Source organism: Prosthecobacter algae (genome assembly GCF_039542385.1).
GTDB lineage: Bacteria > Verrucomicrobiota > Verrucomicrobiia > Verrucomicrobiales > Verrucomicrobiaceae > Prosthecobacter > Prosthecobacter algae.
The window spans coordinates 530,234-552,638 of the sequence record NZ_BAABIA010000001.1 but is presented as its reverse complement, the minus strand read 5'-3'; the positions used below and the strand labels follow the sequence as shown (position 1 = coordinate 552,638).

18 protein-coding genes and 1 tRNA gene are annotated in these 22,405 nt (G+C 61.5%); 10 read left to right on the top strand and 9 right to left on the bottom strand.

What is annotated here, in order from left to right:
• The first annotated feature begins 125 nt into the window (after window positions 1-125).
• Both ABEB25_RS02160 and ABEB25_RS02155 read left to right on the top strand, forming a co-directional pair.
• On the top strand, window positions 126-2,768 hold the full coding sequence (locus ABEB25_RS02160) for a hypothetical protein (RefSeq protein WP_345734737.1): 2,643 nt from the start codon (window positions 126-128) through the stop codon (window positions 2,766-2,768).
• A 20-nt stretch (window positions 2,769-2,788) separates the two neighbouring features.
• Window positions 2,789-4,210, top strand: a complete 1,422-nt coding sequence (locus ABEB25_RS02155) for a hypothetical protein (RefSeq protein ID WP_345734736.1) — start codon at window positions 2,789-2,791, stop codon at window positions 4,208-4,210.
• 42 nt (window positions 4,211-4,252) lie between these two features.
• On the opposite strand, the gene ABEB25_RS02150 is transcribed toward ABEB25_RS02155, so the two are convergent.
• Together ABEB25_RS02150 and ABEB25_RS02145 are read right to left on the bottom strand one after the other, a co-directional pair.
• Window positions 4,253-6,454: an efflux RND transporter periplasmic adaptor subunit gene (locus ABEB25_RS02150; protein WP_345734735.1), complete on the bottom strand. Its 2,202-nt coding sequence runs from the start codon at window positions 6,452-6,454 to the stop codon at window positions 4,253-4,255.
• A gap of 2 nt (window positions 6,455-6,456) precedes the next feature.
• Window positions 6,457-7,191, bottom strand: coding sequence for an efflux RND transporter periplasmic adaptor subunit (locus tag ABEB25_RS02145; protein ID WP_345734734.1), 735 nt, complete (start codon window positions 7,189-7,191; stop codon window positions 6,457-6,459).
• Window positions 7,192-7,360: 169 nt separating this feature from the next.
• Here ABEB25_RS02145 and ABEB25_RS02140 point away from each other — a divergent pair, with 169 nt between their 5' ends.
• Window positions 7,361-7,825, top strand: a complete 465-nt coding sequence (locus tag ABEB25_RS02140) for an RDD family protein (RefSeq protein WP_345734733.1) — start codon at window positions 7,361-7,363, stop codon at window positions 7,823-7,825.
• Between the two features lie 27 nt (window positions 7,826-7,852).
• Here ABEB25_RS02140 and purT read toward each other — a convergent pair whose 3' ends face one another.
• Both purT and ABEB25_RS02130 read right to left on the bottom strand, forming a co-directional pair.
• Entirely contained in the window at window positions 7,853-9,034 is a 1,182-nt protein-coding gene (purT, locus tag ABEB25_RS02135; RefSeq protein ID WP_345734732.1) for a formate-dependent phosphoribosylglycinamide formyltransferase, read from the bottom strand.
• Between the two features lie 30 nt (window positions 9,035-9,064).
• Window positions 9,065-10,411 carry a LysM peptidoglycan-binding domain-containing protein gene (locus ABEB25_RS02130; protein WP_345734731.1) on the bottom strand — a complete coding sequence of 449 codons (1,347 nt, stop codon included), beginning with the start codon at window positions 10,409-10,411 and terminating at the stop codon, window positions 9,065-9,067.
• Between the two features lie 190 nt (window positions 10,412-10,601).
• On the opposite strand from ABEB25_RS02130, the gene ABEB25_RS02125 reads away from it, so the two are divergent.
• The 4 genes from ABEB25_RS02125 to ABEB25_RS02110 all read left to right on the top strand — a co-directional run bounded on the left by ABEB25_RS02125 (window position 10,602) and on the right by ABEB25_RS02110 (window position 13,764).
• Window positions 10,602-11,330, top strand: coding sequence for an N-acetylmuramoyl-L-alanine amidase family protein (locus tag ABEB25_RS02125; protein ID WP_345734730.1), 729 nt, complete (start codon window positions 10,602-10,604; stop codon window positions 11,328-11,330).
• Between the two features lie 71 nt (window positions 11,331-11,401).
• A complete protein-coding gene (locus ABEB25_RS02120) occupies window positions 11,402-12,151 on the top strand; it encodes an amino acid ABC transporter permease (RefSeq protein WP_345734729.1) in 750 nt (249 codons plus the stop codon).
• Entirely contained in the window at window positions 12,141-12,878 is a 738-nt protein-coding gene (locus ABEB25_RS02115) for an amino acid ABC transporter ATP-binding protein (RefSeq protein ID WP_345734728.1), read from the top strand. The genes ABEB25_RS02120 and ABEB25_RS02115 overlap by 11 nt, the downstream gene beginning before the upstream one ends.
• Window positions 12,879-13,053: 175 nt before the next feature.
• Window positions 13,054-13,764, top strand: coding sequence for an AMP-binding protein (locus ABEB25_RS02110; protein ID WP_345734727.1), 711 nt, complete (start codon window positions 13,054-13,056; stop codon window positions 13,762-13,764).
• Between the two features lie 12 nt (window positions 13,765-13,776).
• Here ABEB25_RS02110 and ABEB25_RS02105 read toward each other — a convergent pair.
• A tRNA-Val gene (locus tag ABEB25_RS02105) sits at window positions 13,777-13,851 on the bottom strand.
• 154 nt (window positions 13,852-14,005) lie between these two features.
• Here ABEB25_RS02105 and ABEB25_RS02100 point away from each other — a divergent pair.
• Genes ABEB25_RS02100 through ABEB25_RS02090 form a run of 3 tightly spaced genes read left to right on the top strand, consistent with a single transcriptional unit; the run spans window position 14,006 to window position 17,019 of the window.
• Window positions 14,006-15,514, top strand: coding sequence for a class I adenylate-forming enzyme family protein (locus ABEB25_RS02100; protein ID WP_345734726.1), 1,509 nt, complete (start codon window positions 14,006-14,008; stop codon window positions 15,512-15,514).
• A gap of 6 nt (window positions 15,515-15,520) precedes the next feature.
• Window positions 15,521-16,759: a type III PLP-dependent enzyme domain-containing protein gene (locus tag ABEB25_RS02095; RefSeq protein ID WP_345734725.1), complete on the top strand. Its 1,239-nt coding sequence runs from the start codon at window positions 15,521-15,523 to the stop codon at window positions 16,757-16,759.
• 8 nt (window positions 16,760-16,767) lie between these two features.
• On the top strand, window positions 16,768-17,019 hold the full coding sequence (locus ABEB25_RS02090) for a phosphopantetheine-binding protein (protein WP_345734724.1): 252 nt from the start codon (window positions 16,768-16,770) through the stop codon (window positions 17,017-17,019).
• Here ABEB25_RS02090 and ABEB25_RS02085 read toward each other — a convergent pair.
• The 4 genes from ABEB25_RS02085 to ABEB25_RS02070 all read right to left on the bottom strand — a co-directional run bounded on the left by ABEB25_RS02085 (window position 17,016) and on the right by ABEB25_RS02070 (window position 22,396).
• On the bottom strand, window positions 17,016-18,002 hold the full coding sequence (locus tag ABEB25_RS02085; protein WP_345734723.1) for a hypothetical protein: 987 nt from the start codon (window positions 18,000-18,002) through the stop codon (window positions 17,016-17,018). The two genes, ABEB25_RS02090 and ABEB25_RS02085, sit on opposite strands and share 4 nt — an antisense overlap.
• Before the next feature lie 36 nt (window positions 18,003-18,038).
• The gene (locus ABEB25_RS02080; RefSeq protein ID WP_345734722.1) at window positions 18,039-19,016 is read right to left on the bottom strand and encodes a hypothetical protein; all 978 of its coding nucleotides are present in this window, start codon (window positions 19,014-19,016) and stop codon (window positions 18,039-18,041) included.
• A gap of 68 nt (window positions 19,017-19,084) precedes the next feature.
• Window positions 19,085-20,506, bottom strand: a complete 1,422-nt coding sequence (locus ABEB25_RS02075; RefSeq protein WP_345734721.1) for a DUF1501 domain-containing protein — start codon at window positions 20,504-20,506, stop codon at window positions 19,085-19,087.
• Window positions 20,507-20,578: 72 nt separating this feature from the next.
• Entirely contained in the window at window positions 20,579-22,396 is a 1,818-nt protein-coding gene (locus ABEB25_RS02070) for a hypothetical protein (protein ID WP_345734720.1), read from the bottom strand.
• Window positions 22,397-22,405 lie beyond the last annotated feature (9 nt).

The window sequence follows — 22,405 nt, the reverse complement described above, 5'->3', positions numbered from 1 at the left end:
GCCAGTGCAGAGATGGAGAAGATGCGGGGAGGTAAGGAGTTTGTAACGATACGCAACGACTATTGATTCTATAATCTGAGTCGCTAACATGCCCATGTTCTCATTTTTGAAACACAGTGTTGGCCATGTCATTTCCACCCCGCCTCATTTTTAGACTCGCTGTGCTGATGCTGGCGTTTCAGGTGAATGTTTCGGCAGCGACCAATCCCACCCGCCTCATGGTGGATCTTTCGACCAAGCCCGATGCGGTGATGCTGAGCGCCTTCGATCTCTGCATTGTGGATAGCGACGCCAAGGTGGATCTGGAGGCGCAGCAATCCCTGGGCAACAAGATGCTGGCCCGAGTGAATGTGCTGGAAATCCGGCCAAATTCCGCCGCTGCGCGGGCCGCCCGTACCGTTGGCATCCCACTGCAGACAGGCCCCAGACCGGGCCACGTCCGCCTGGATGCAACACACCCGCATTGGGTTCCGCTGGTGGTGTATGAAATCGTCCAGGATGCCGCTGAAAAAGGCTTCGATGGCTTTGTGCTAACCGGACTTTCACAGCTCAGTTTGAGTGCCGAGCGTGCCGCCTGTCTCCAGGTTATTGCCGAGTTGCACAGAGTCTATCCCGACAAGCAACTGGTGATCGAAGGCGCGCTGGATCTGGCTGCCGAATCCCGTCTGGCCCTGGATGGTGTACTTTTCCTGGGCGGTAAGGAACCGGAGCGTGACCAGCAGCTCCGCGAGGTGAAGCGTCTGGGCCTCCTCCCTCTGGTGGTGGAGTATGCCACGCCTGAAATCACGCAGCAGGAAATCGCCACACGCACCCAGCATTTTCGTGCGCTCGGGGCTGTGCCATTTTTCACCACGCCAGATCTCGCCGGGCTGCATCTGGGGCCTTTGCAGGAAGTGACGCGGCAGGTCTTGGTGATTCATTCCGGCCCTGCGAGTGAAAGTTTCACCGCCCGCGTCCTTCAGGGTTCGCTGGAATGGCTGGGCTATCAGGTGCGCTACTGGCAGGCCCCTGCCACCGGCACCCTGGACTGGAAAAGCCAAGCTGCCCACGCCAGCGCCGTGATTGTGGATGCAAGCCTGCAAACCCAGCCATCGCATCAGACCGGGCTGCTGGCTCTGGCCACCCATCTAAAGGGGCAGCACCTTCCCCTGCTGCTCACCGCTGCCCCTTGGGGAAATGCAGATGAGTTCACCGCCTGGGCCCACCTCCTGGGACTCCGTGGCAGCGGAGAGTCCATGACGGTGGCTAAGGGGGCTGTCATCCGCGAGATCGAACACGCCTGGCTCCAAGAATCCGGTGCTGTGCGTCCACGCACCCGTGGTTTCCGCGATCTTCAGGCTCCGGCAGGAGCGAGGGTGATCCTCTCCGTCAAGGCAGGGGCTCAATTTGACCAAGCCTTCCTGGCCACCTGGGGCGGTGTGTGGATGGATGCCCAAGCCGCTGAAGTGGGCCCCCAGCTTCAGCCGATCCCATTTCTAAACACTTGGTTAGGCAAAGCCGCGCAGGCCCCTGTGATGGACATGACCTCGCAAAATGGGCGCAGGCTCATGGTGCCAGTCATCAGCAGCGAAGGCTTTACCCGGCAAACCAGCCTGCAGGGCCTGCCCATCGCCGCAGAGTCGATGACGGAACGCATCCTCTCCCGCTATTCGCTGCCCTTCACCGCCGCCGTTTGCGAAGGGGACCTGCGCAGCACCAATCCCGGCCTCGACGCCCGCGACTCCCTGCGCTACGAAGCAGCCGCACGCGACCTCTTTGCCCTGCCCCAGGTCCACGCCGCCTCCGCCAGCCGCACACGCCCTGCCGACTGGGCCACCAGCCAGGAGATGGAACGCGAAGTCGCCGGCTCCATGGCCTACATCCACCGCCATCTCCTTCCCCCAGGCCGCCAGGTGGAACTGATGCTGTGGCCGGAAGGCAATTCTCCCACTCAGGCCGCCGTCGCCTTCAGCCGTCGCATGGGTGTTGAAAACATGCAGCCTGTCCGGCCGACCAGGTGGTTGGCACACACGGCCCCGCCTGCGCCTCTGATGTGGGGACAGGCGGAAAGCCTCCGCCCGCTCGCCCCCGGCCACCGCCGGGCAGGGCCGCTCAATGCCAGCGAATTCATCTTCGAGGCCGAAGTGGCCGAACAGCAACGCTGGCTCGCTCCCCTGCATGTGTCCCTTTCCTTTGAGGATGCCACCAGTGAAGCCAGCCTGTGGGAAGTGGAGCGCGTGCTGGACTGGTGCGCCTCCCGGCCCCTGCATGCCATGAGCGCCGCCCACCATGCCCGCCTCGTCCGCGATGCCGCCCAGACGCGCATCTTTTCGCAGGGCAGCGGCCACTGGATCATCGTCAATGCTGGCCATGCCCGCACCCTACGTCTCCCCGCCAGCAGTGGCGTGCCGGACCTCAACCGTTGCATCGGCATCGTTGGTTATACCGTCCGGGGCGAGGACCTTTACATTCACACCCAAGGCCGCCGCCGCACAGAATTGGTGCTGAGTCTGGACGGCAGCCCGGACCATCTGCGACTGGCCAGCAGCAGCGGCAGCGTGCGTTACCTGGAATCAGGTCATCGGCGCGCGCTGATTCAGGTGGCCGACCTGCGGCCTGTGGAGCTGGCCTTTGAAGGCATCCAGCCCGGGGCCGTGTGCCAGATCTTCACCACGGAACAGCCCCAGTTCATTATGGCCGATGCTCAGGGCCGTGTGGAGGTCACCGTGCCAGGCCAGAGCACCTTCCGCCTGCAGGTGCTGCCCCCGCAGCAGGCCGCCATGCGCTGAATCCTTTTTAGTCCACTGCCATGAAAGTCACCCGTCGCACTGCTGGTCTTCTGCTTCTGCTCTACGCCACCCTGGCGGGAGTGTGGGTGTGGCGTTTCGCACCTGCCACGGTCGCTTTGCCAGCCCCGGAGGATGTGGACAGGCAGGCCAAAATGGCCGCGTATCTGGCCAAAGCGCCCAAGGACACCGCCATGCCCGCCCTGATCCGCCTCGTCAGGATGCCTGAAGACCAGTTGCAGGCGCTCTCTGCCTGGGTGGACCAGCCACCGCTGACGAAGGTACGGCAACTCACCGTCCAGCCCGCCCCTGTGGCCAAACTAGGCCCTGAATGGGGAGAGTCCCTGTTGCAAACTTTGTTAGCCCACAACCATCCCATGGATCTCATGGAGGCCCACCTGATGATCGCCGCTTCTGGTGACCGTCTCCGAGATGAAGCCCGCCAGGATGCCCTGGAAAGTCTCGCCCGTCGCGCCCTGTCACAGGGAGATGCCGCCGATGCCGCCACCATTCTGGGACGTGCCTGCGAGCTGCCCACTGCCACCTGGGAGACCGTGCAGCAGCTCTGCCTGGCCTGCCGCAGCACCCGCCGCCCGGCCCCTGCCCTGCATGCGCTCACCACCTGGATCAACCGCCGGTCAGCCTCCCCGAATGACCCGACCCTCGAACAGGCGCGTGATCTGGAACTGGAACTCATGCTCGATACCGACCTCACCGCTGAGGCTTTGTCGCTCCAGCTCAGCCATCTTACCGGGCAGGCGCCTTATCCGGAACGCGCCCTGGACCGCGCCTTTCTGGCCGCCCGCCGGGCTCATCAGGGCTCACGCCTGCTGGCCATCCTGGAACGTCATTTGCAGACCTTTCCTGAACATTCCGTGCCTGCTACTAAGCTGGCTTCCGGCTCTCCTGTGAACCCGGACTACCTGCGCTGGCTTTCCGCCCATGCCACCATTTGTGATGAGGAACAGCCAGGCTCCACGGCCTTTGCAGGGTATCTGCGGCTGGCGGCTGCCCGCGTGCCCACCGCGCTGAACCGTCTCTGTGCCCTGGCCTCCACAGCGCCCATGAAAGCCGAGGCAGAACAGGCCCTCGCCACCGCCCTGTTGCAGGCAGACACTCAGCTCACCGTCCTGCAACTGGCGCAAACAGTTCCGCTGGCCAAAAAAGTGCTCGCAGTCCGGCTGCGCGCTGCCCCCGCAGACCGCGCCCTTCATTACGCCGCTGCGCTCGCCGCCACGGTCAGCCAGACGCCTGGCTCCACCGCCATTCTGTGGCAGGATTTTCTGCGTCGGTTCCCCCGCGATGTTGCCGCCCTTCGCCGCCTCATCCAGGCCCATGTCGATGACCGCCAACCCTCGCTGGCCCTGCGCGCTTATGCTGCCTTGCCTGTGAAATCCCTGACCGATGATGATCGCCGCCAGCAGGAACTGCTGCGGCAACTTTGAGCAACGGCTAATCAACGATACTTCATCGCAGAGAATTGCCCATCACAGGCGATAGTCCAGGCTCACAAAGTCCAGAACCTTCATCCAAAGGACCTGCCACACCTGGAGGTGATCCCCGTAAATGCGTGCCCGCCCGGTCATCCCAGGGCGCAGACTGACATCTTCATTGGGCAGACTGACAAGAACCCCATAGGTCACTTCGAGAGGCTTCAGCTTCCCCTCAGCATCCGGCTGCGCGGCAATGTCACCGCCCAGGGTGGCGATAAGGTTGGGCGGCAGTTCGTCCGAGGGCGGCGTCTTCAAATCTTCCGTGACCAGCCCGCTGTAAGTGCGGCCTGAAATCGCCGCGACCCGCAGCTCCACCTTCTGGCCGGCGCGGATGTGCCGCGCCTGCTGTTCATTGAGCGGGATGTAAACTTGGGCCGGGCTGAGCGCGGCAATTTCACACAGGGCATCACCAGGCCGCAGGCTACCTGCCGCAAGCCGGTCCAGATCCGGCGTCAGAACGATGCCGGATTCCGGTGCACGCAGGATCAACCGTTCGGCCAGGCTTTGCGCCTCCTTCAGCGCCAACTCTGCGGCTGCCAGCCCGGCTTTTGCCTGCTGGTAGTACGCCGGTGCAGCAGCCCCCAGCGTGAGATCCACCTGCCGTCGGGCCCGCTCCACCTCCATCCTGGCGATCTCCACATTGCTGGTTAGGCGGAGATTGGTCAGCACGGCAACGGGATCACCTTTCCTCACTTCTTGTCCCGTCGTTACCTTCACTTCCGCCACCCGGCCCGGCACCTCGGCACGCACCCAGCCAGCCTGCATCGGCAGCAGCACTGCAGGCCGCTCCACGGTGATCTGCCAGGGCAGCAGCATCACCAGCGCCCCGAGCAGCAGCAGGCCGCCCAGCACCCAGGCAGGCCGCCGCCAAGCCCCCGCCGTGGTGGCAGACTTGGCGAACTGGCTTTTGAAAAACGTACTCACAGGAACAATCAACATCGATACCAGCGCCCCGGCACCGATGGCATCTCCCAGCCAGCCCAGGCCATAAGGCTCCAGCAGGTAATGGAAGATCATCGCGATGCCCAGAGTGATCTGCAGCATGTAGAGCTGGGCCGCGAGGCTATACAACACAAACCAGCCGCGATTTCGCCGTGGCAGCAGTCTTTCCACCTGCGGCGGTGTGCCCCCGCCAAAGATCCAGCGGCGGAATAAATCACTCACGCACATCTGCGCCTTCGCTCGCAAATTCGGCACACCGAGGATGTCCGTGAGCATGTAGTAGCCATCGAACTTCATGAGCGGATTCGCATTGAAAAGCACCGTCCACACACTGGTGATCAGCATGAGGTTGAAGAGAAGCTGCTGGGTGGGCCCTGGCTGGGAAACCGCCCATAGCAGAGTCGCCACCGCCGCGATGATCAGTTCAATGTAAATGCCGGCCGCCGCCACTAGGATGCGGTGCCGCCGTTTCGGGAACAGGTAGCTGTCGGTGACATCCGCATACAAAAAGGGGCTAAAGACGATGACCATCGCCCCCATCTCATGCACCTCGCCGCCGTAGTGCTTGCAGGTGAGGCCGTGGCCAAATTCATGGATCACTTTCACCGCAATCGTCAGCACCCATACCAACGCCAAGTTGGGCAGCGACAGAAAGTCATTCAGGGAGGGCGCAATCCGGGGGAAATTGACCGCAAACACCGCCGTGCCTGCCAACAGGATCACCAGGCTGATGGCAAAACCTGCCCAAGACCACAGCCAGCGCAGCGGTCGCTCCAGCCGGATCAGCAGCGCATCCGGATCCCACAGCGGAATCTTCAGGAAGAGAGCCTTCATGAACAGGCCCCAGGGAGTCGCAGGCTTGTGCCGCAGCCTTTTCAGTTCCAATTGACGGCGTGCTCCCGCCCCCGTGGCCTCCAGAAATCCCGCTGTCAGCAGCTCATTGGCAAAGGCCACAATGCGAGTGGTGATCGCCTGCGGTCCATCCGCCAGCCCGGCATGTGGATGCGACCGGAGAAAGGCCTCGCGGATCTCTTTCACACTACGAGTCCCATCAAACAGCGCAGCCAGCGCATAGTCCTCTGCAGGTAACCGGAAGTATTTCAACGACAGCGGATCCTTGATGATGGCAAAGGCCCGCCCCTCAAAGAGCTGGTGGCTGATGGCGAGATCCGACCTCAGTGCGGAAGGCACCATGGCATCCACCGGCGGCGCGGCCTCCCCGGTGACCTCCGTGATGGCAAGCGCAGCAGTCATGCTTAAGGTTGGGCAAATTCAGCTTCCACCCTCATGCCGGCCTTCAGCCGCAGGTCCGCATTGTCCACGCGTAGCTTGACGCGATAGAGCCCGCTTTCCGCATCCATGCGAGGGTCCAGAAAAACCACCTCACCCTCGATCTCCCGAGGCTCCGGCAGGGAGGGAATACGGAGCTTCTTCTTGTCTCCGCTCTTCACCTTTTGCGCCTGCGCAGGCTCCAGGTAAAACTGCGCCTCCACCTGCCGGATGTGCACCACCTCCAGCAGCACCTCATGCAGTTGTACCGCTTCACCAGGCTCCTTGCCACGGCTGACGACCACACCTTGCAGGGGGGCCTTCAGCGTTTTCTGCTCCACCCTCACCACGGCTGCATCCCGTTGAATGCGAGCAAGATCATGCTCGATGCTTTTTCTCAGCGCCTCCTCCCGGGTTCCAATGTTTTCCTTGAGGAGCTTCTGGGCCGCCTCGTGGTCGAACTTCGCTTTTTCCAGCACCTTTTCAGCGCGCTCCACATCCAGCTTTTCCAGGTCATCCACCAGCCGCACCAGAGGCTGGCCGGACTCGACGGTGTCCCCCTCGTCCACCAGCACCTCTTTCACCAGCCCTTCCACAGGCGTGCCCATCTTCACCTCATGCAGCGGCAGAATCAGCCCCGGCACCACCCCAGCCTGCGTCATGGCCACGCTGAGCATAACCGCAAAGATGGCAACAGGCAGGTGACGAAGGAGGCGTGGCATTCGCCTGCATTCTACTTCTCAAAAGCTTTGCAGCAACCTTCCTCGTGAAACGGGATATCAGATCTTGTCAAAGCTTCCCACATTTCATAGCCCTGGCCCGAAAGGTGCGCCTCCTTATGGGTGGTTCACCTTCAGGTTAGCCGTCCAGTAACATTCAAATCCGGATCTTATGAGCGAACCACCACCCATCCCCGACCCACAGGAGCCCTATAAAGCCACCTCCACGGTGGCACTGCCACTAGCCTCCCAATGGGTCCGTTTAGGAGCCCAGATCATTGACGTGCTCATTGCCGTCGTTGCCGTGCTCATTTTAAATTTGCTGACTTGGGGCAACCTCCCGCAATTTTTAATGAATCTCTTGTTAGGCGCTGCCCTCGTGGCCATCAACTGGCAGCACCTGCAGAATGGCCAGACCATTGGAAAAAAACTGCTCAAGTTGAAGATCGTCCGCCGAGACGGCAGCCCGGTGGATCGTATGCACATCGTCACCCGCCGACTGCTGCCGGTGTGGATCGTCGGTGCCGTGCCTTATATCGGCTGGATCGTGGTCCTCGCAGATGCCCTGTGCATCTTCCGTCCAGGCCGCAACACCCTGCACGACGACTTCGCCGAAACGAAGGTCGTGCAGTTCTGACCCGGACCGCCTCAACGGACTCCGGCCTTACAACCGGATGTCCATGGCCTGGGCCGCACGGTGGGCCTTAGCGCGGGCTTCATCCACATCGGCCCCACGGGCCAGCGTCACCGCCATGCGACGCTGGCCGCTGACGGTGGGCTTGCCAAACAGGCGCAACTGCGTGTCAGGCTCAGAAAGGACTTTGTCCAACGAACCGAACTGGACCTGGGTGGAATCGCCTTCCACCAGCACCGCACAGCTCGCGCTGGGGCCATGCTGATGGATGTTCGGAATCGGCAGGCCCAGAATGGCCCGCACATGCAGGGCAAACTCCGAAAGATCCTGCGAGATCAGCGTCACCAGTCCGGTGTCATGCGGGCGGGGTGAAACTTCGCTGAAGATAACATCATCGCCTTTGATGAAAAGCTCCACGCCGAAGAGCCCCCGGCCACCCAGAGCCTCCGTAATCGCTCCCGCCATGTGCTCCGCCGCCGCCAGCGCCTTGGCACTCATGGCATGTGGCTGCCAGGACTCGCGATAGTCCCCCTTGATCTGGGTATGCCCCACAGGCGCGCAGAAGGAGGTGCCCCCGGCATGGCGCACCGTCAGCATGGTGATTTCATAGTCAAAATCCACAAAGCCCTCGACGATGACCTTGCCCTTGCCGGCTCGGCCTCCTTCCTGCGCATACTGCCAGGAATGGGCAATGTCCGCCTCCGTCTTCACCACACTCTGGCCCTTGCCGGAAGAGGACATGATGGGTTTCACCACGCAGGGCATGCCGATTTCAGCAATGGCGGCGCGGAATTCCTCCTCAGTCTGGGCAAAGATGTAGGGGGAGCTTTTCAGCCCCAGCTCTTCCGCAGCCAGGCGGCGGATGCCCTCGCGGTTCATCGTCAGCTTGGCGGCCCGGGCCGTGGGGACGATGGTGAAACCCTCGTTTTCCAGTTCCACCAGCGTATCCGTGGCGATGGCTTCGATCTCCGGGACGATGTAGTTCGGCTTTTCCACCTCGATGAGGCGGCGCAGCGCCTCGCCATCCAGCATGGAGATCACGTGGCTACGGTGGGCCACCTGCATGGCCGGCGCATTGGCATAGCGGTCCACCGCGATGACTTCGCAGCCGAGACGTTGCAGTTCGATGACGACTTCTTTGCCCAGCTCGCCTGAGCCTAGGAGCATGACTTTCGTTGCCGTGGAGGAAAGAGGGGTACCGATGCGGGACATGCCCTCACCTTGGCCCGGTGCAGCGCCACGTCAATTCAGAGACACGGCCCCGAGCGAAGGAACCACCACTTCCTCACCTTCCTTCAGCTTGCGGTCGGCTGGCAGCTTGTTCATCTCGCGGATCTTTTCCGGCGTCGTGTTAAACAAGGCCGCCACCGTGTTGATGTCGTCACCACGCTCCAGACGATAGGCCACGATGCCGCGCCGGTTGCTGCTGGTGGGTGGGGCCGCCTTGGGCAGCGGCTCATAGGCTGGGGCCGCCGCCAGATTGGAAGCCAGCGGAGGTGGCGCTGGTGCAGGTGCCGGAGCTTCGGCCATCAAACCTGCACCCGGAAGGGGCGTGGTGTCTGAGTCCGCCGATGGGAACATGGGTGCAGGAGCCGCAGGTCGGGTGGCAGAGCCTCCCGGAATGACCAGCCGCTGGCCGGGCTCGATCATGTTGGCATTCTTCAGCTTGTTGGCCGAGGCGACCGTGGCGGTGGGGATGCCGTGCATTTTGGCAATTGCTCCCAGACTCTCACCCTTTTTCACCACATGGTAGCGTGAGGAAGAAACCGGGGCTGGGTTGTTGGTGCCAGACGAACGAGTGGCCGGGCTGGCCGACTTGCCAGGGATGATCAGCTTTTCACCCACCAGCAGACGGTCTGGATAGGCCGAAGGATTCGCCCGGGCCAGTGCATCCTGAGTCACCCCATTGGCCTGGGCAATCCGGGAAAAGGTGTCTCCAGGCCGCACCACATGGCTACCGCTCTCCCGCACCTCGGCAGGCGCGCTGCCATGACCAGGAATCCTCAAGGTCTGCCCCACCGCAATCGTCTCACCCGAAAGGCGATTGGCCGATTTGAGGGCATTGATGCTCGTGCTGTGCTTGTCCGCGATGCGCCACAGCGTGTCGCCAGGACGTACCGTGTAGAGTTTGCCCGTATCGGGCGCATAGCTGCTGCCTCCCTCAATGGTGGGGCTTGCGGTGCCACGCTCCAGGCTATGAAGACGGCGGTCCTGATTCGCATCATTTTTTTCCAGCCGTGCGACTTTGGATTCCAGACTCACGGGTTTGGATTTGCTGGATGGCAGCACCGGAACCTTGGGCCGGGCAGTGGTGCTGCCTTTGACCGTCGGCGGCTTGTAGCTGGGCGGGGTACCATATCCTGGCTGGTAGCCTTGCGGCGCAGCAGCCGGGGCGGAAGGGCGCGTCTGGGGCGCACGGGCGGTGGTGCCTGGCGGTACATAGGCCGAACCTGGCTGCCGATAGTAGGGCTGCTGCACAGCTCCCGGAGCCGATTGCCCCTGAGCCTGCGCCAGAGAAAGAGTGAGCATCATGGCCGTGAGGGCCAAACGAGGATGCTTCGCAAAAAAGACGGCAGGCTTCGCTTTCATGATTTATATTTTAGTGAATATAATAGTTAAGGCCAATAAATATTTTAAAATTACTGAACAATTTTTGAAAAACGACCTCCTCCATTCTACTTCCCCTCGTGCGTTCCGCCTCGGCAGGTGGGTCCGCGGAGCGGCTTCGTATGCCGCGCTAGTAGGCGGCCTGGCTTCAGCCGCCTGGCTTTCAGCCAAGATGGACACCCTTCCCCAGCCACATCTGGGGCCCTGGGATCTGCAAAAGATCCCCCTCGTCGTGTTGGATGCCGGCCATGGTGGGCATGACGGCGGGGCTGTGGCGGGAGGCACCCTGGAAAAGAAACTGGCCCTGGAGCTGACTCTGCGACTGCGCGAAGAGCTGCTGGCCCTGGGATTGCGCGTCAAAATGACACGTGAGGCCGATGTCTTCCTGCCGCTGGAAGAACGGGCTGCCATCGCCGATCAAAACGAGGCCGACGTGTTCGTGAGCCTGCACCTAAATACCAGCGGCAGTGCCGAAGTCAGCGGCATCGAAACTTACTACACCGAGAACAAGTCGCTTTCAGCCCAGCGGTCTCTCCAGGCCCGCTATGGGCTCCCCGGCGGCCCCATTCAAGATCAGCGCGGCGGGTGGCTGGCAGCCTGCCTACAGCGCCATGCCTGCCGCAGCACCCAGGCGACGGACCGCGGAATCAAGCAGCGCAACTACGCCGTGGTGAGCCAGACCCAGGTGCCCGCCGCCCTGGTGGAATGTGGTTTCCTCACCCATGAACAAGAGGCCGCCCGTCTGAAACAAGACAACTACCAAAAACGCCTCACCGCCTCCCTGGCCGCCGGCATTGCCGAATTTTTGAAAATCCAGCGGGGTCGCCCCCAGCAGGGACTGAAACGGATGGCTGGACAGGCCGCCCCGGTGGCCGAAGAGAGCGAAACGGCAGCCCCCTGACGGAGAAATCCAGACTTGCACTGGCACTGTGCCCACCTCTTGCTACTGACTAGCCCGCTGCCGATTTTCACATGAACGCCTCGCTCTCCCAACGACTGCTCTGGACCCTGGTCCTGGCCGCCGGAGCATCGCTGGCGCTCTACGCCACTTTTGCCACCGTTCACTACTCCTGGAACTGGGAAAGTGCCTGGAAATACCGCAACCAGATGGTCTGGGGCTGGATGACTACACTGCTCATTTCTGTGGGGGCCATGATGGTGAGTATTTTCGTAGGTTTCACACTGATGATCGGTCGGCGCTCGCCCATCCTGCCAGTCCGCCTGTTGTGCAGCGGTGTGGTGGAATTGCTGCGCGGCTCCCCGCTCCTCGTGCAGCTTTTGATCGGCTACTACATCATTGCCACCGCAATGAATGTGAACGACCCCCTGGTGGTAGGCACCATCCTCTTGGGCTGCTTTGAGGGGGCCTACCTGGCCGAAATTTTCCGGGGGGCCGTCGAGAGCATCGGCGCCACCCAGCGCGAGGCCGCCCGGGCCGTCGGCTTCAGCAAGGTACAGACGTACCGCTACGTCATCATCCCCCAGGCTGTGCGGCGTGCCCTGCCAGGAACGACCGGGCAGCTCGTCTCCCTCATCAAGGACTCCTCCCTGCTGTCCGTCATCGGCATTGAGGAACTGGTGCAGAAGGTCAAAATCCTCAACAGCAGCAGCTACACGGCCCTGGAAGGCTACCTGCCGCTAGCCGCCGCCTACCTTATCGTCACCATGCCGCTGTCCTGGTACGCCAGCCGGCTGGAAAGGAGGTTCGCCTATGAAACTTGAGGCGCGCACGGTGGTGAAACGCTATGGCGCATTTGCCGCCCTGGACGGAGCCAGTTTCCAAACGGGCGACGACGCCCGGGTCGTGGCCCTGCTAGGCCCAAGCGGCGGAGGTAAGTCCACTCTCCTGCGTGTCCTGGGCGGCCTGCTGGTGCCGGAGGAAGGGGCCGTGCTCGTGAACGGGCAGGAGCTGCCTCACGACGAGGAAGGCACCCTACAGGTGCTTCGGCAAAACGGGTTTGTCTTTCAGGGATACAATCTTTTCCCTCATCTCACAGCGCTGCAAAACGTCACTCTGCCGCTAACGGCGGTACACGGCCAAGCCCCTGAGGCCGCCCGGCAGCGGGCCATCGAACTGCTCACCCGTCTGGGTCTGGACCGCCACCTCCACAAACGGCCAGCCGAGCTCTCCGGTGGCCAGCAGCAGCGGGCAGCCATTGCCCGTGCCCTCGCCTCCCGGCCGCGGCTGCTCCTGCTGGATGAGCCCACTTCCGCCCTGGATCCGGTGATGACGGGAGAGGTGCTGGATGTCATCCGCGAACTGGCCCAGGAGGGACAGCAGATCGTCCTGGCCACGCACGAAATCAGTTTCGCCCGTCTCGTCGCAGACTGGGTGGTTTTCCTGGCCAATGGCCAAGTCGTCGAATCCTGTCCCGCTGTTAAGTTTTTTGATGACCCAGCGTCATCCTATGCGAAGGAGTATTTGACGGCTCTCACGAAGTATCGTTGAATAAAGCTGGTGCTAAAGCACTCAAATCCCGCGTCAGAAACGATTGAACGATCCGGGCTCAAAAAGCATCAATGCCAGTAACAACCCCAAAGAAAAAGGGTAATGCTTACTGTCAGGACGATAATTCCGATAACAACCACTTGCTAAAAACGAGATTAATTATAAAATCCATACAATGCTTGCTCGTTCAGAATCATCTATGGGACTTTTCCCATGGCAAGATCCTTCGAAAAAAGGACCCTTCCATCTCAGTGCCTTTTTAGCCGACGCTGCTGAGCGCACGCCCCAGACAACATTGACCGTGGATGGCATGGAATTCACCTGCGAGCAGGCCTGGATGAGCGTCCTTCGCATCGCAACCTGGTTGCAGCAGAACGGCGTTTCACGTGGGGACAAAGTCATTACCGTCCTCCGTCACAGTTCGGACCTGCACCTCATCACCCTCGCGGTGGCCCACATCGGTGCTGTGGTTTCTGTGATTTCTCCCCAAATACGCGGCGAAGCTTTCAAGGCCATCTTGGAAGAAGCCCAACCTGTGTGCCTATTCCTGGAAAAAACCAGCCATCACCTCAAGGCCGTGGCGGACAACATCCTCACCGTCTGGATGGGTGAAGGCCTGAACGGCGGCGGCTGGGATGAAGCCGACTTTAGCGAAGTGATGAGCACCCGCCCGGCCTGGGGCATGCGTTTTCCTGGCAAGTCGGAAGATCCGGCTTTTCTCGTCTTCGCCAACAGCCCGAAAGGCGGCCACCAGCATGGCGTGCTGCTGTCTCATGAAAATGTGCGGACCATGCTTTCAGCCCAACCGCAAAAGGGAACTGGATTTTTGTCCCTCTTTGAAGACTCCGAGGGCCCGTCTTCGGACATCGCCGCGCTGGAGGCCTGACCTGCCTTAAAGTGGTACACGGAGAGGGATTCGAACCCCCGACCAACTCGGTGTAAACGAGCCGCTCTACCACTGAGCTATCCGTGCCTCGCGGGAGATGATTATTCGGGATGGTTGGCAGCCGTGCAAGGGAGAATTGTCACTTATTAGATCAGCGCTGAAAGTGACTGCCGACTTCCCTACAAACCTTGAGAAAATCCCCAGCCACACGATGATTTTGGGTTAGACTGGTCACTTTCCCATGCCCCTGCCGCCGTCTTCCCCCACCCTGCCCTGCCAATGGCTGGCCCAGGCCGCTGAGTGCTGGCCGGAAAACAGGTTTTTCACCGGCAGCACACCTCTCACTTATTCCCAGGCACAGCAGCGCGTGATGGCGATCGCCGCCTGGATGCAGGCCCAGAACATTGGCAAAGGAGATTGTATCCTCCTTGTGCTGCCAAACCGGGAAGAAACATTGCTGCTGGCCCTGGCCGCCTTGCAGCAGGGCGTGGTTTTTTCCATCCTCAGCCCCCAGCTACAGCCCGAAGGTCTGCAACGCATCCACGGCCAATGCTCCCCCAAGGCCGTTTTTTTCGAGGCTTCTACCCAGCATCTCCGCACGGCCATCACGGGCAGCCGCATCATTGAGATAGATCAGCCAGAGTGGCAGGCTGCCCTCTCCAGTCCGGTTCCCGCTCTAGCACCTGTGAAGCTGGATGCTAGCGATCTCGCCTTCCTCGTTTTCACTTCAGGCAGCACCGGCACTCCACGCGGGGTCATGCTCACGCAGGGAAACGTCGCCTTTGTCTGCCCCGCTATCCTCACTCGACTCAGCTATGCGCCCGGTGACTGCATCGGCCTGTTCCTGCCCTTGGCCTTTGACTACAGCCTTTATCAGCTCTTTTACGCCTGCCTCACCGGGGCCTGTTTGTACATTGGGCGACCAGAAAATGTGGGGCCAGAGCTGCCCAAGATTCTCGCCCGCGAAGCCATCACCGTGCTGCCCGGAGTGCCGACGGTGTTTGCGGCCCTGATCAAAATGCAGCGCTACCGCCCCACCGCCCTGCCCGCCTTGCGAAAGATCACCAACACCGGCGACCACCTGCCACGCGCCTATGTAGACCAGCTCCGCCAACTGCTGCCACAGGCAAGCATCTACCCCATGTTCGGCCTCACCGAGTGCAAGCGGGTCTCCATCCTGCTGCCGGAGGAACTGGACTCACACGCTGACAGCGTCGGTCGCCCGCTGGATGGCACCAGCGCCTTCACGGTGGATGCGGATGGCCACCGCCTGTCCCCTGGAGAGCCGGGCGAACTCGTCATCCAGGGCCCCCATCTTTCCCCTGGCTACTGGGCAGCCCCGGAGGAGACCGCGAAACGCTTTCGTGAAGTTTCAGGCGTGCGCAGCCTCTTCACGGGAGACCAGGGCAGCGTGGATGCGGCGGGCTACATCACCTTTCATTCGCGGAGCGATTTTGTCATCAAGCACCGCGGCACACGCCTCAGCCCTGCCGAGGTGGAGGAAGCCGCTTGCACGCTCCCCCACATTGTGGCCGCAGGCTGCGTGAAAGATGAAGTGAAAGACATCCTCTGTCTCTTCCTCGCCACCTCTCAGGATGACCTCACCGAAGCCGGCGTCCTCGCTGGCCTCGCCAGCCGTCTGGAGCGCGGCAAGCTACCTGACCGCATTTTCTTCCTCCCCGAGCTGCCGCGCACGGCTAACCAAAAACTCGACCGCAAGGCCCTGCGCCTTTTGCTGGCCCATCGCTGATCTTTTATGGAGGCCGACTTCGCCATCCGTCTCGCCGAAAAGTTCGAGACTCCCTTCTACGCCTATGATCTGGGCGAGGTGCAGAAGCGCACTCAGGAACTGCGCGCCGCCCTCCCCTTAGGTGCCAGGCTGCTGCATTCCTTCAAGGCCAATCCCCTGCCCGCTGTCGCTCAGCAAATTCGGTTAGGCGGCGCCAGCGCTGAAATCACTTCAGACGGGGAGCTGGAGGCCGCCCGCCTCGCCGGGCATGACCTGCGCGAAGCCCTGTATGGTGGACCTGGCAAAACCAACCATGAAATCACTTCGGCTCTGGCTGCTGGCGTTCGCTGGTTTTCCTGCGAATCCTGGCTGGATCTTCAGCGCCTCTCCGGAGCTGCCGAACGGGCCGGAGTGGATGTGCAGATCCTCCTGCGGGTCAACCCGGCAGAGGCCCCGCAGGCCCGCCTGGCCATGACCGGTGTAGAGAGCCAGTTTGGTTTTGATGAAAGCCTCCTGCTCACTGTAGATGCACGTGCCCGGCTCAACCTACCGGGAATCAAAATTCGCGGTGTGCATGTCTATTTCGGCACCCAGGTGGCCTCCGTCGAAGCCATCGCCCAAAACACCCGGCGGGCCTTGGAGACAGCCCTCCGGCTGGAGACAGCCCTGGGCTTTGTGTGCAGCGTGGTCAATGCCGGGGGCGGCTTTCCCTGGCCCTATGCCAACCACGGCCCCACACTCGATTTCAGCGGCATGCAAGCAGCACTGACCGCCGTCTGGCAGGAGTCTCCCCTGCATGAAACGGCCGAGCTTTGGTTCGAGGCAGGCCGCTACCTTTGCGCCAGCTCCGGCAGCCTGGTTTCCAGGGTGCTGGATGTGAAACCCTCCCGCACTCGCACCTTTGTCGTGCTGGATACCGGCATTCATCACCTGGGCGGCATGGCCGGGCTGGGCCGCATCCCGCGCAGTGCCGTGACCTTTCAAAACCTCAGCCCGCAGGGCGGTGCCGAGATCACGGCAGACATCGTGGGCCCCCTCTGTACGCCGCTGGACAGCCTGGCCAGGGGCGTCAAAATGCCCTCGGTGGCCCCTGGCGATTTGCTTGCGGTCCCCAATGTTGGCGCGTATGGACTCACCGCCAGCTTGATCGGTTTCCTCAGCCATCCTGCCCCCATTGAAATCGCCTACCTCCATGGCGAAGTGGTGCAGGTATGGCGGTGGCGCACCGGCCACCAGCAGCTTCCTCAAGTCCCGAGTTCTCTTTGACAGCCCCCATGTCCGACACCGTTCCACGCCTGCTTGCCCTGCTCCGCCCCCATCTGCGCATGCTCGCTGCAGACGCCCCCATCCACCTGGATGATGACCTCGGCAAACTCGGGCTCGACTCCCTGGAGTCCATTGATGTGCTGATGGAAATCGAAAGCGAATTTGGCGTGGCCATTCCTGATGACCAGATCACGGTGGATACCCTCGCCACCGCAGGCAACCTGCTCCAGGCCATCGAATCCCAAATGGCTGCGGCCTAGAGGCCAAAGTCCCCCTCCGCCATCACGGTGTGTTTAGGCACATCCTTCAGCGCAGAAGGCAGCGCATGAAAGTGGCAAACGAGCACCTCATCCCGGATCAGTCCACGGATGTCTTTCCAGCGCGAGTCCTGGGGAAAAGCCAGCAGTGAAAGCAAGTGCGCCGGCGGCCCCGGCAGCCTCACCTCACGTCGCACCAGGGCAGAGGCCAGGGCACGCAGTTCTGCATCGTCGGCCTCAGTCGAAAACGATTCCAACAGCATCCAGAGTTGGATCCCGCAGCGGCTCCTCCGAGTCAGCCACAGGCAGGAAGTCAGCCGACCATCCTCATCCACCACTCCCAGAAACTGGTGCTGGCGCATGCGGGCCGCAGCATACCAGCGCAGGGACGCCGGGCAGGTCCATTTTTCCAATCTTCCCATCTCCTGCCAAGGGCGCGCCAAGCTGTGCACCTCGCCCACCGCCGTAGTAATGCGCCGCCCCTTGGGCAAAGTCGGCCACTGCTGACCAGCGAGCTTGGCAAAAAGCCTCCCGAGTGTCCCGAGAGGCAGCAGGGTACGCCTTGCCCGCATCTCCCCGACCCAGCCGAATCGCGAAATCAGGGCCTGCACTTCCAGGCTGGGGGTGGAGTCCAGCAACAGATGGGTTGATGCCAGCCGCTGCAGCTTCATTCCCATCGGCAGTGCCGCGTTGCGGCAGCCTGGTTTCACGATCCAGCTCGTGGCGATGAGCGCCTGCACGGGCTGCCCTCGCCAGGCATAACGCACCGGAATCAGGCCCAAAAAACCCACCAGAACACGGCCTTCACGCAGCACCCATCCACGCTCGGGAGAATCTCCAGCATGCGGATTTTCGTCCCACCAATGGGCCAAGCGCTCGAGCCACTGCGCCTGCTCAGGGCCATCCTCCAGATGATCCGCCAAGAACGAAGCCAGTTCCGCCCGCATCGCAGGGCAGTCTTGGTAGGGCTCGATCCGATTAGGCATTCGCCACAGGATGCCCAGGGAGGCCGTTGTGACAACCTACAAACCAAGATCACCTTCAGCCAGGACCGTGCGTTTGGGCACATTGCTCAAAGTCTTGGGCAAGAGGAAGAAGTGACTGACCTGTTCCTTTCGGCGGATCAGAGCAGGCATCTCGGCCAGGACAGGATCCTCTCCAAAATCTGTCACGGTCAGCAGACGTTTGCGTCCAGGCAGCAGATCCGGCTCATGGACCAGCGCCCCCAAGAGGGCCAGCATTTCATCGTTTGTGTCCCGGGTTGTAAAGGTCTCCACCACATCCCAGGTCGCAATGCCACGACGGCGGCGCGCCGCAATGAGCAAGAACGAACTCAGCACGCCAGCCGCATCCACCGCGCCGATGAAATGATGCCGCCGCATGGGCGAACGGCAGTACCATTTCAGAGACTCCAGCGTGGTCCACTTTTCCAGTCGGTCCATGCGTTGGTAGGGCCGAGTCAGGGAGGACACCTCGGCCAGATCTGTGACTACCCTCATGGTGCGAGGCAACACCGGCCACGGAGGCTGGCCATTGAAGTAGCCCAGCTTTCCCAAGGCGATGTAATGGCAGGTGACCTGCGTTTCCCCCCGGCCTCCCATTTTCACTAGAGCCGTCTGGATCTTTGGCAGCGGCGTGGAATGCACGATGACATGCCGCTCCATCACTTCCCGCTGATTCAAAAACATCTTCGCCGCCGCTTTTGAGTATTTTTCTTCCACGCGAAAGCTGGTGGCATAAAGGCCCGGCACCGGCTGCCCCTGCCAGGCAAACTTCGCAGGAATGAACCCACCGAAGCCAACAATTTCCTGCCCGGCGAGGGCCGTGTACCCGAGATGGGAGTCTGACTCACGAAAAGGATTGTCGTCCCACCAGTATTGCAGGCGTTGCAGCCAAGTGTGAATGGGGGTCTCCGGCCAGCCTGCATGTAAAAATCCCGCCAGTGCCTCACGCGGCACCAGCCCATCCTGATGGAGGATGACTTGGGTGTTTGAAATCATCGTCTTCACTGTGCCGCTTAAACGAAAATTTCGAACCAGAAAAAAGAATTTAACAATATCCTTACATTTTACGCCAGGATGCCTTTCACAACTTCCCCATGCACGTCAGTCAGACGGAAGTCACGCCCCTGGTAACGGAAGGTGAGACGCTCATGATCCAGCCCCAGCAAGTGCAGCAGGGTGGCATTGAGGTCGTGGGTATGGACCCCGCCTTCAATGACATTGAAACCCATCTCATCCGTCAGGCCATGGGTGATCCCTCCTTTCACCCCGCCACCGGCCATCCACATGGTGTAAGCGTCTTTGTGATGATCGCGCCCGACAGCCGTTTTCGTGCCGTTGCCATCGGCCCCCTGGCGCAGCGGCGTGCGCCCGAATTCGCTGCCCCAGACCACCAGTGTCTCCTCCAGCAAACCGCGCTGTTTCAGATCACGTACCAGGGCGGCCATCCCCTGGTCCACATCCTTAGTCTTGGCCCTCAGGCGTTTATCGAGGCCCCCATGATGATCCCAGTCCGAATCATAAAGCTGGACCATGCGCACCCCGCGTTCCACCAGACGTCGGGCGAGCAGGCAATTGTTGGCAAAGGATGCCTTGCCAGGCTGCGCCCCGTACATGTCCAGCGTGGCCGGATCCTCCTGGGAAATATCCATCAGTTCCGGCACACTGGCCTGCATCCGATACGCCATTTCATATTGGCTGATGCGGGTGCTGATTTCGGGATCTCCCACTAGGCCGAGCTGCCGTTCATTGAGACTCCGCACGGCATCCAGCACCTGCCGCCGGTCTGCACGGCTGTGCCCTTCCGGGTTGTTTAAATACAGCACGGGCTCCCCCGTGCTGCGGAACTGTACCCCCTGATGCACGCTGGGCAGAAAGCCCGTCCCCCACAGCGCGGTCCCTGCCCCTCCCGGCGGGCCTGAAAGCAGCACCACATAAGAAGGCAGATCCCGGTTGCCACTGCCCAGGCCATAAGTCACCCAGGCCCCCATGCTGGGCCGCCCGCCCTGGCCAAATCCGCTGTGCAGAAACATCTGCGCCGGAGCGTGGTTGATCTCATGTGTGTGCATGCCTTTCAGCAGGCAGATCTCATCCGCCACGCCCGCCAGATGCGGCAGCAGTTCCGACATCTCCTGCCCGCTCTGGCCATGTTTTTTGAAGGTGTAGGGAGATCCCGCCAGCGTCATCTCACCGCCGATGAAGGCAAAACGTTTTCCCTTCAGCAGTTCGTCTGGGCATTTCTGGCCATCATGTTTCTGCAGCACCGGCTTGTAGTCGAACAGGTCCAACTGCGATGGGGCACCGATCATGTGCAGGTAGATGACCTGCTTCGCCTTCGGGGCAAAATGCGGGCCGATAGGGGCGATCCCACCACCTGCGGCAGCGGGCAGGTCCCGCGCCAGCAGCGAACTCAACGCCACAGACCCCAGGCCCATTCCCAACTGGGAAAAGAACTGGCGGCGGGAGACATGGAGAAAGTCTGGCGACATCTTCCCCTATAACGTCCCCCCTGGTTGCCGATTATCAGGGGAAAGCCACGGTCACCATGTCTGATCCTGCCCTCACTTTTTAACCGGGACCGCTATGGCAATGCCCAGGTCCACCGTAGGTTCGCGGTCATCCTCCATTGGCAAAGAAGTCACCCGCCCGCCTTCAGCGATGAGGTTTACCCCCACAGAATAAAGCCTTCCGCTGGCAGCCTCATACTGGAGAGACTCGCCAGAAAAAGGATCTATGGGCAATGACAGCAGGTAAGTGGGAGTGAGATCGGTCAATGTGCCGGGCAGTGTCTGCCGCTCGGCCAAATAACGCCTGAGGGCGAACAGGCAGCGCACCAGACCATGCCGAGCCTGGGCCAGGCTGTGATCCTGAGGCAGGGTGAGGTGCGGCTCGATGTGGTTGCTAAAATAAGTCTCACCATTCGAGTTCGGGTGGTAAAAGCGCGGCTTCGTGAGGCGGATGCGGCTGGAGGGGGAAGCGGCCACCGACAGCCGCGTGTAGGGCGGACGGGAGATTTCATCCCGCAATTCACGGAAGGCTGAGGCAAAGAGGCCCAGGGTCTCATTCATCTTGAAAAACAAACGCCCAGGACGCTGATGCAGGCGGCCACCAGGCATGGTGTCCAGCAGTTCACCACTGGCAGTGCCCAGTAGCAGTTTTTTTTCATGGAGGTAATAGGCGGCACAAGCCTGGCGCAGCAGGCCATCATCGGGCTGGCACTGGGTAAATTCCTTTTGAAAACGACCCAGAGTGGCACCGTCCAAGCGGGTGGCCTTCAGCAACTCGGCCAAAGTTTGTGCAGCAGCCGTCTGCATTTCCAGCGCACGCCGCATGTAGCCGGGCCAGGCCCAGACATCCTGCAGGCGGCGGGCCATTTCGGCCTGATCAATGGCGGCGACAAAAGCCGGCTCCTCATCCCCGCGCCGCGCTAGATAGGCGGCCTGGGCCTGCAAAAGGCAGGCCGCATGAGGCCAAGCCGGATGGGTGCTGGCATCTTCCCGGTACCAGGCCGCGTGATGCGGATGCCAGTCGTAGTCCTCCAGTAGATCGCGGAGGTTGTCGAAGGCGGTGCCGTTCACACGGATGAAAGTGGCGAGCGAGGGCGTGTCCCAGGCCCAGGCTGGCTGGCTGCGCAGCGAGACATTTTCCACCGGGATGACCGAGTCTAAAAAAGCACGCAGTTTTAACGGAGCCTGAATGACAGGTGTCTGATCCACCGCTGTCTGTGTGCGCAGATCCTCATCCGATTCGCGGGGGGAATCATGCAGATAAATCCAGGCCAGGAGGGTGAAGCCCAGCGTGCCCAGGCTGAGGGAAATCAGCGTGCCCCAGGACTGGCGGTGCACGCGGTTCCGCAGCTCCCGCTTCCGCTGAGGGTCCGCGACCGGGGCCGTCTCACGCTCCGTCAATCGGGAGCGAGTCTCCGTGCGAGGTTCTGCCGGGGGAGGCAGCACTTCTTTCACGGGTTGAGGAGCCGGGGTCGGGGCTGCCACTGGAGATGGCGGGCGCAGGCCGGGCGGGCGAAAGCGCACATCGTCAGCCTCCTTGGCTACCCTGATTTCCCTGACCTCCTGCTTCACGACTTTGGCGGCAGGTGGAGGCGGCGGCTCCGGTGCTTCCTCAGGCTCGAACGTCAGCACCGTCCCATGAGAAGCAATCGGAGGCATCCTTTCAGCGACCCCAGCGGACTCATCTGCCGTGTCTGGCAAGCCCGCCTGCTGGAGCTCCGCTTCCCGCCTTCTTTCCTCGGCGGATTGAGGCGGCGGCGGCGTCCACTCGCCCTCAAAGCTCCAGGGAGATGTCCAGTCGTCCTCCGGCAGATGCCACGACATGGCCCCCAGCACAGCGCGCGGTTTGGACAAGCTTGAGGGACGGCTCATGCGTGAAAG

Excerpts from the sequence above, each read along its gene's own strand:
- ABEB25_RS02160 (WP_345734737.1), top strand. The coding sequence starts at position 126 with ATGTCATTTCCACCCCGCCTCATTTTTAGACTCGCTGTGCTGATGCTG.
- ABEB25_RS02155 (WP_345734736.1), top strand. The coding sequence starts at position 2,789 with ATGAAAGTCACCCGTCGCACTGCTGGTCTTCTGCTTCTGCTCTACGCC.
- ABEB25_RS02150 (WP_345734735.1), bottom strand. The coding sequence starts at position 6,454 with ATGACTGCTGCGCTTGCCATCACGGAGGTCACCGGGGAGGCCGCGCCG.
- ABEB25_RS02145 (WP_345734734.1), bottom strand. The coding sequence starts at position 7,191 with ATGCCACGCCTCCTTCGTCACCTGCCTGTTGCCATCTTTGCGGTTATG.
- ABEB25_RS02140 (WP_345734733.1), top strand. The coding sequence starts at position 7,361 with ATGAGCGAACCACCACCCATCCCCGACCCACAGGAGCCCTATAAAGCC.
- purT (WP_345734732.1), bottom strand. The coding sequence starts at position 9,034 with ATGTCCCGCATCGGTACCCCTCTTTCCTCCACGGCAACGAAAGTCATG.
- ABEB25_RS02130 (WP_345734731.1), bottom strand. The coding sequence starts at position 10,411 with ATGAAAGCGAAGCCTGCCGTCTTTTTTGCGAAGCATCCTCGTTTGGCC.
- ABEB25_RS02125 (WP_345734730.1), top strand. The coding sequence starts at position 10,602 with ATGGACACCCTTCCCCAGCCACATCTGGGGCCCTGGGATCTGCAAAAG.
- ABEB25_RS02120 (WP_345734729.1), top strand. The coding sequence starts at position 11,402 with ATGAACGCCTCGCTCTCCCAACGACTGCTCTGGACCCTGGTCCTGGCC.
- ABEB25_RS02115 (WP_345734728.1), top strand. The coding sequence starts at position 12,141 with ATGAAACTTGAGGCGCGCACGGTGGTGAAACGCTATGGCGCATTTGCC.
- ABEB25_RS02110 (WP_345734727.1), top strand. The coding sequence starts at position 13,054 with ATGCTTGCTCGTTCAGAATCATCTATGGGACTTTTCCCATGGCAAGAT.
- ABEB25_RS02100 (WP_345734726.1), top strand. The coding sequence starts at position 14,006 with ATGCCCCTGCCGCCGTCTTCCCCCACCCTGCCCTGCCAATGGCTGGCC.
- ABEB25_RS02095 (WP_345734725.1), top strand. The coding sequence starts at position 15,521 with ATGGAGGCCGACTTCGCCATCCGTCTCGCCGAAAAGTTCGAGACTCCC.
- ABEB25_RS02090 (WP_345734724.1), top strand. The coding sequence starts at position 16,768 with ATGTCCGACACCGTTCCACGCCTGCTTGCCCTGCTCCGCCCCCATCTG.
- ABEB25_RS02085 (WP_345734723.1), bottom strand. The coding sequence starts at position 18,002 with ATGCCTAATCGGATCGAGCCCTACCAAGACTGCCCTGCGATGCGGGCG.
- ABEB25_RS02080 (WP_345734722.1), bottom strand. The coding sequence starts at position 19,016 with ATGATTTCAAACACCCAAGTCATCCTCCATCAGGATGGGCTGGTGCCG.
- ABEB25_RS02075 (WP_345734721.1), bottom strand. The coding sequence starts at position 20,506 with ATGTCGCCAGACTTTCTCCATGTCTCCCGCCGCCAGTTCTTTTCCCAG.
- ABEB25_RS02070 (WP_345734720.1), bottom strand. The coding sequence starts at position 22,396 with ATGAGCCGTCCCTCAAGCTTGTCCAAACCGCGCGCTGTGCTGGGGGCC.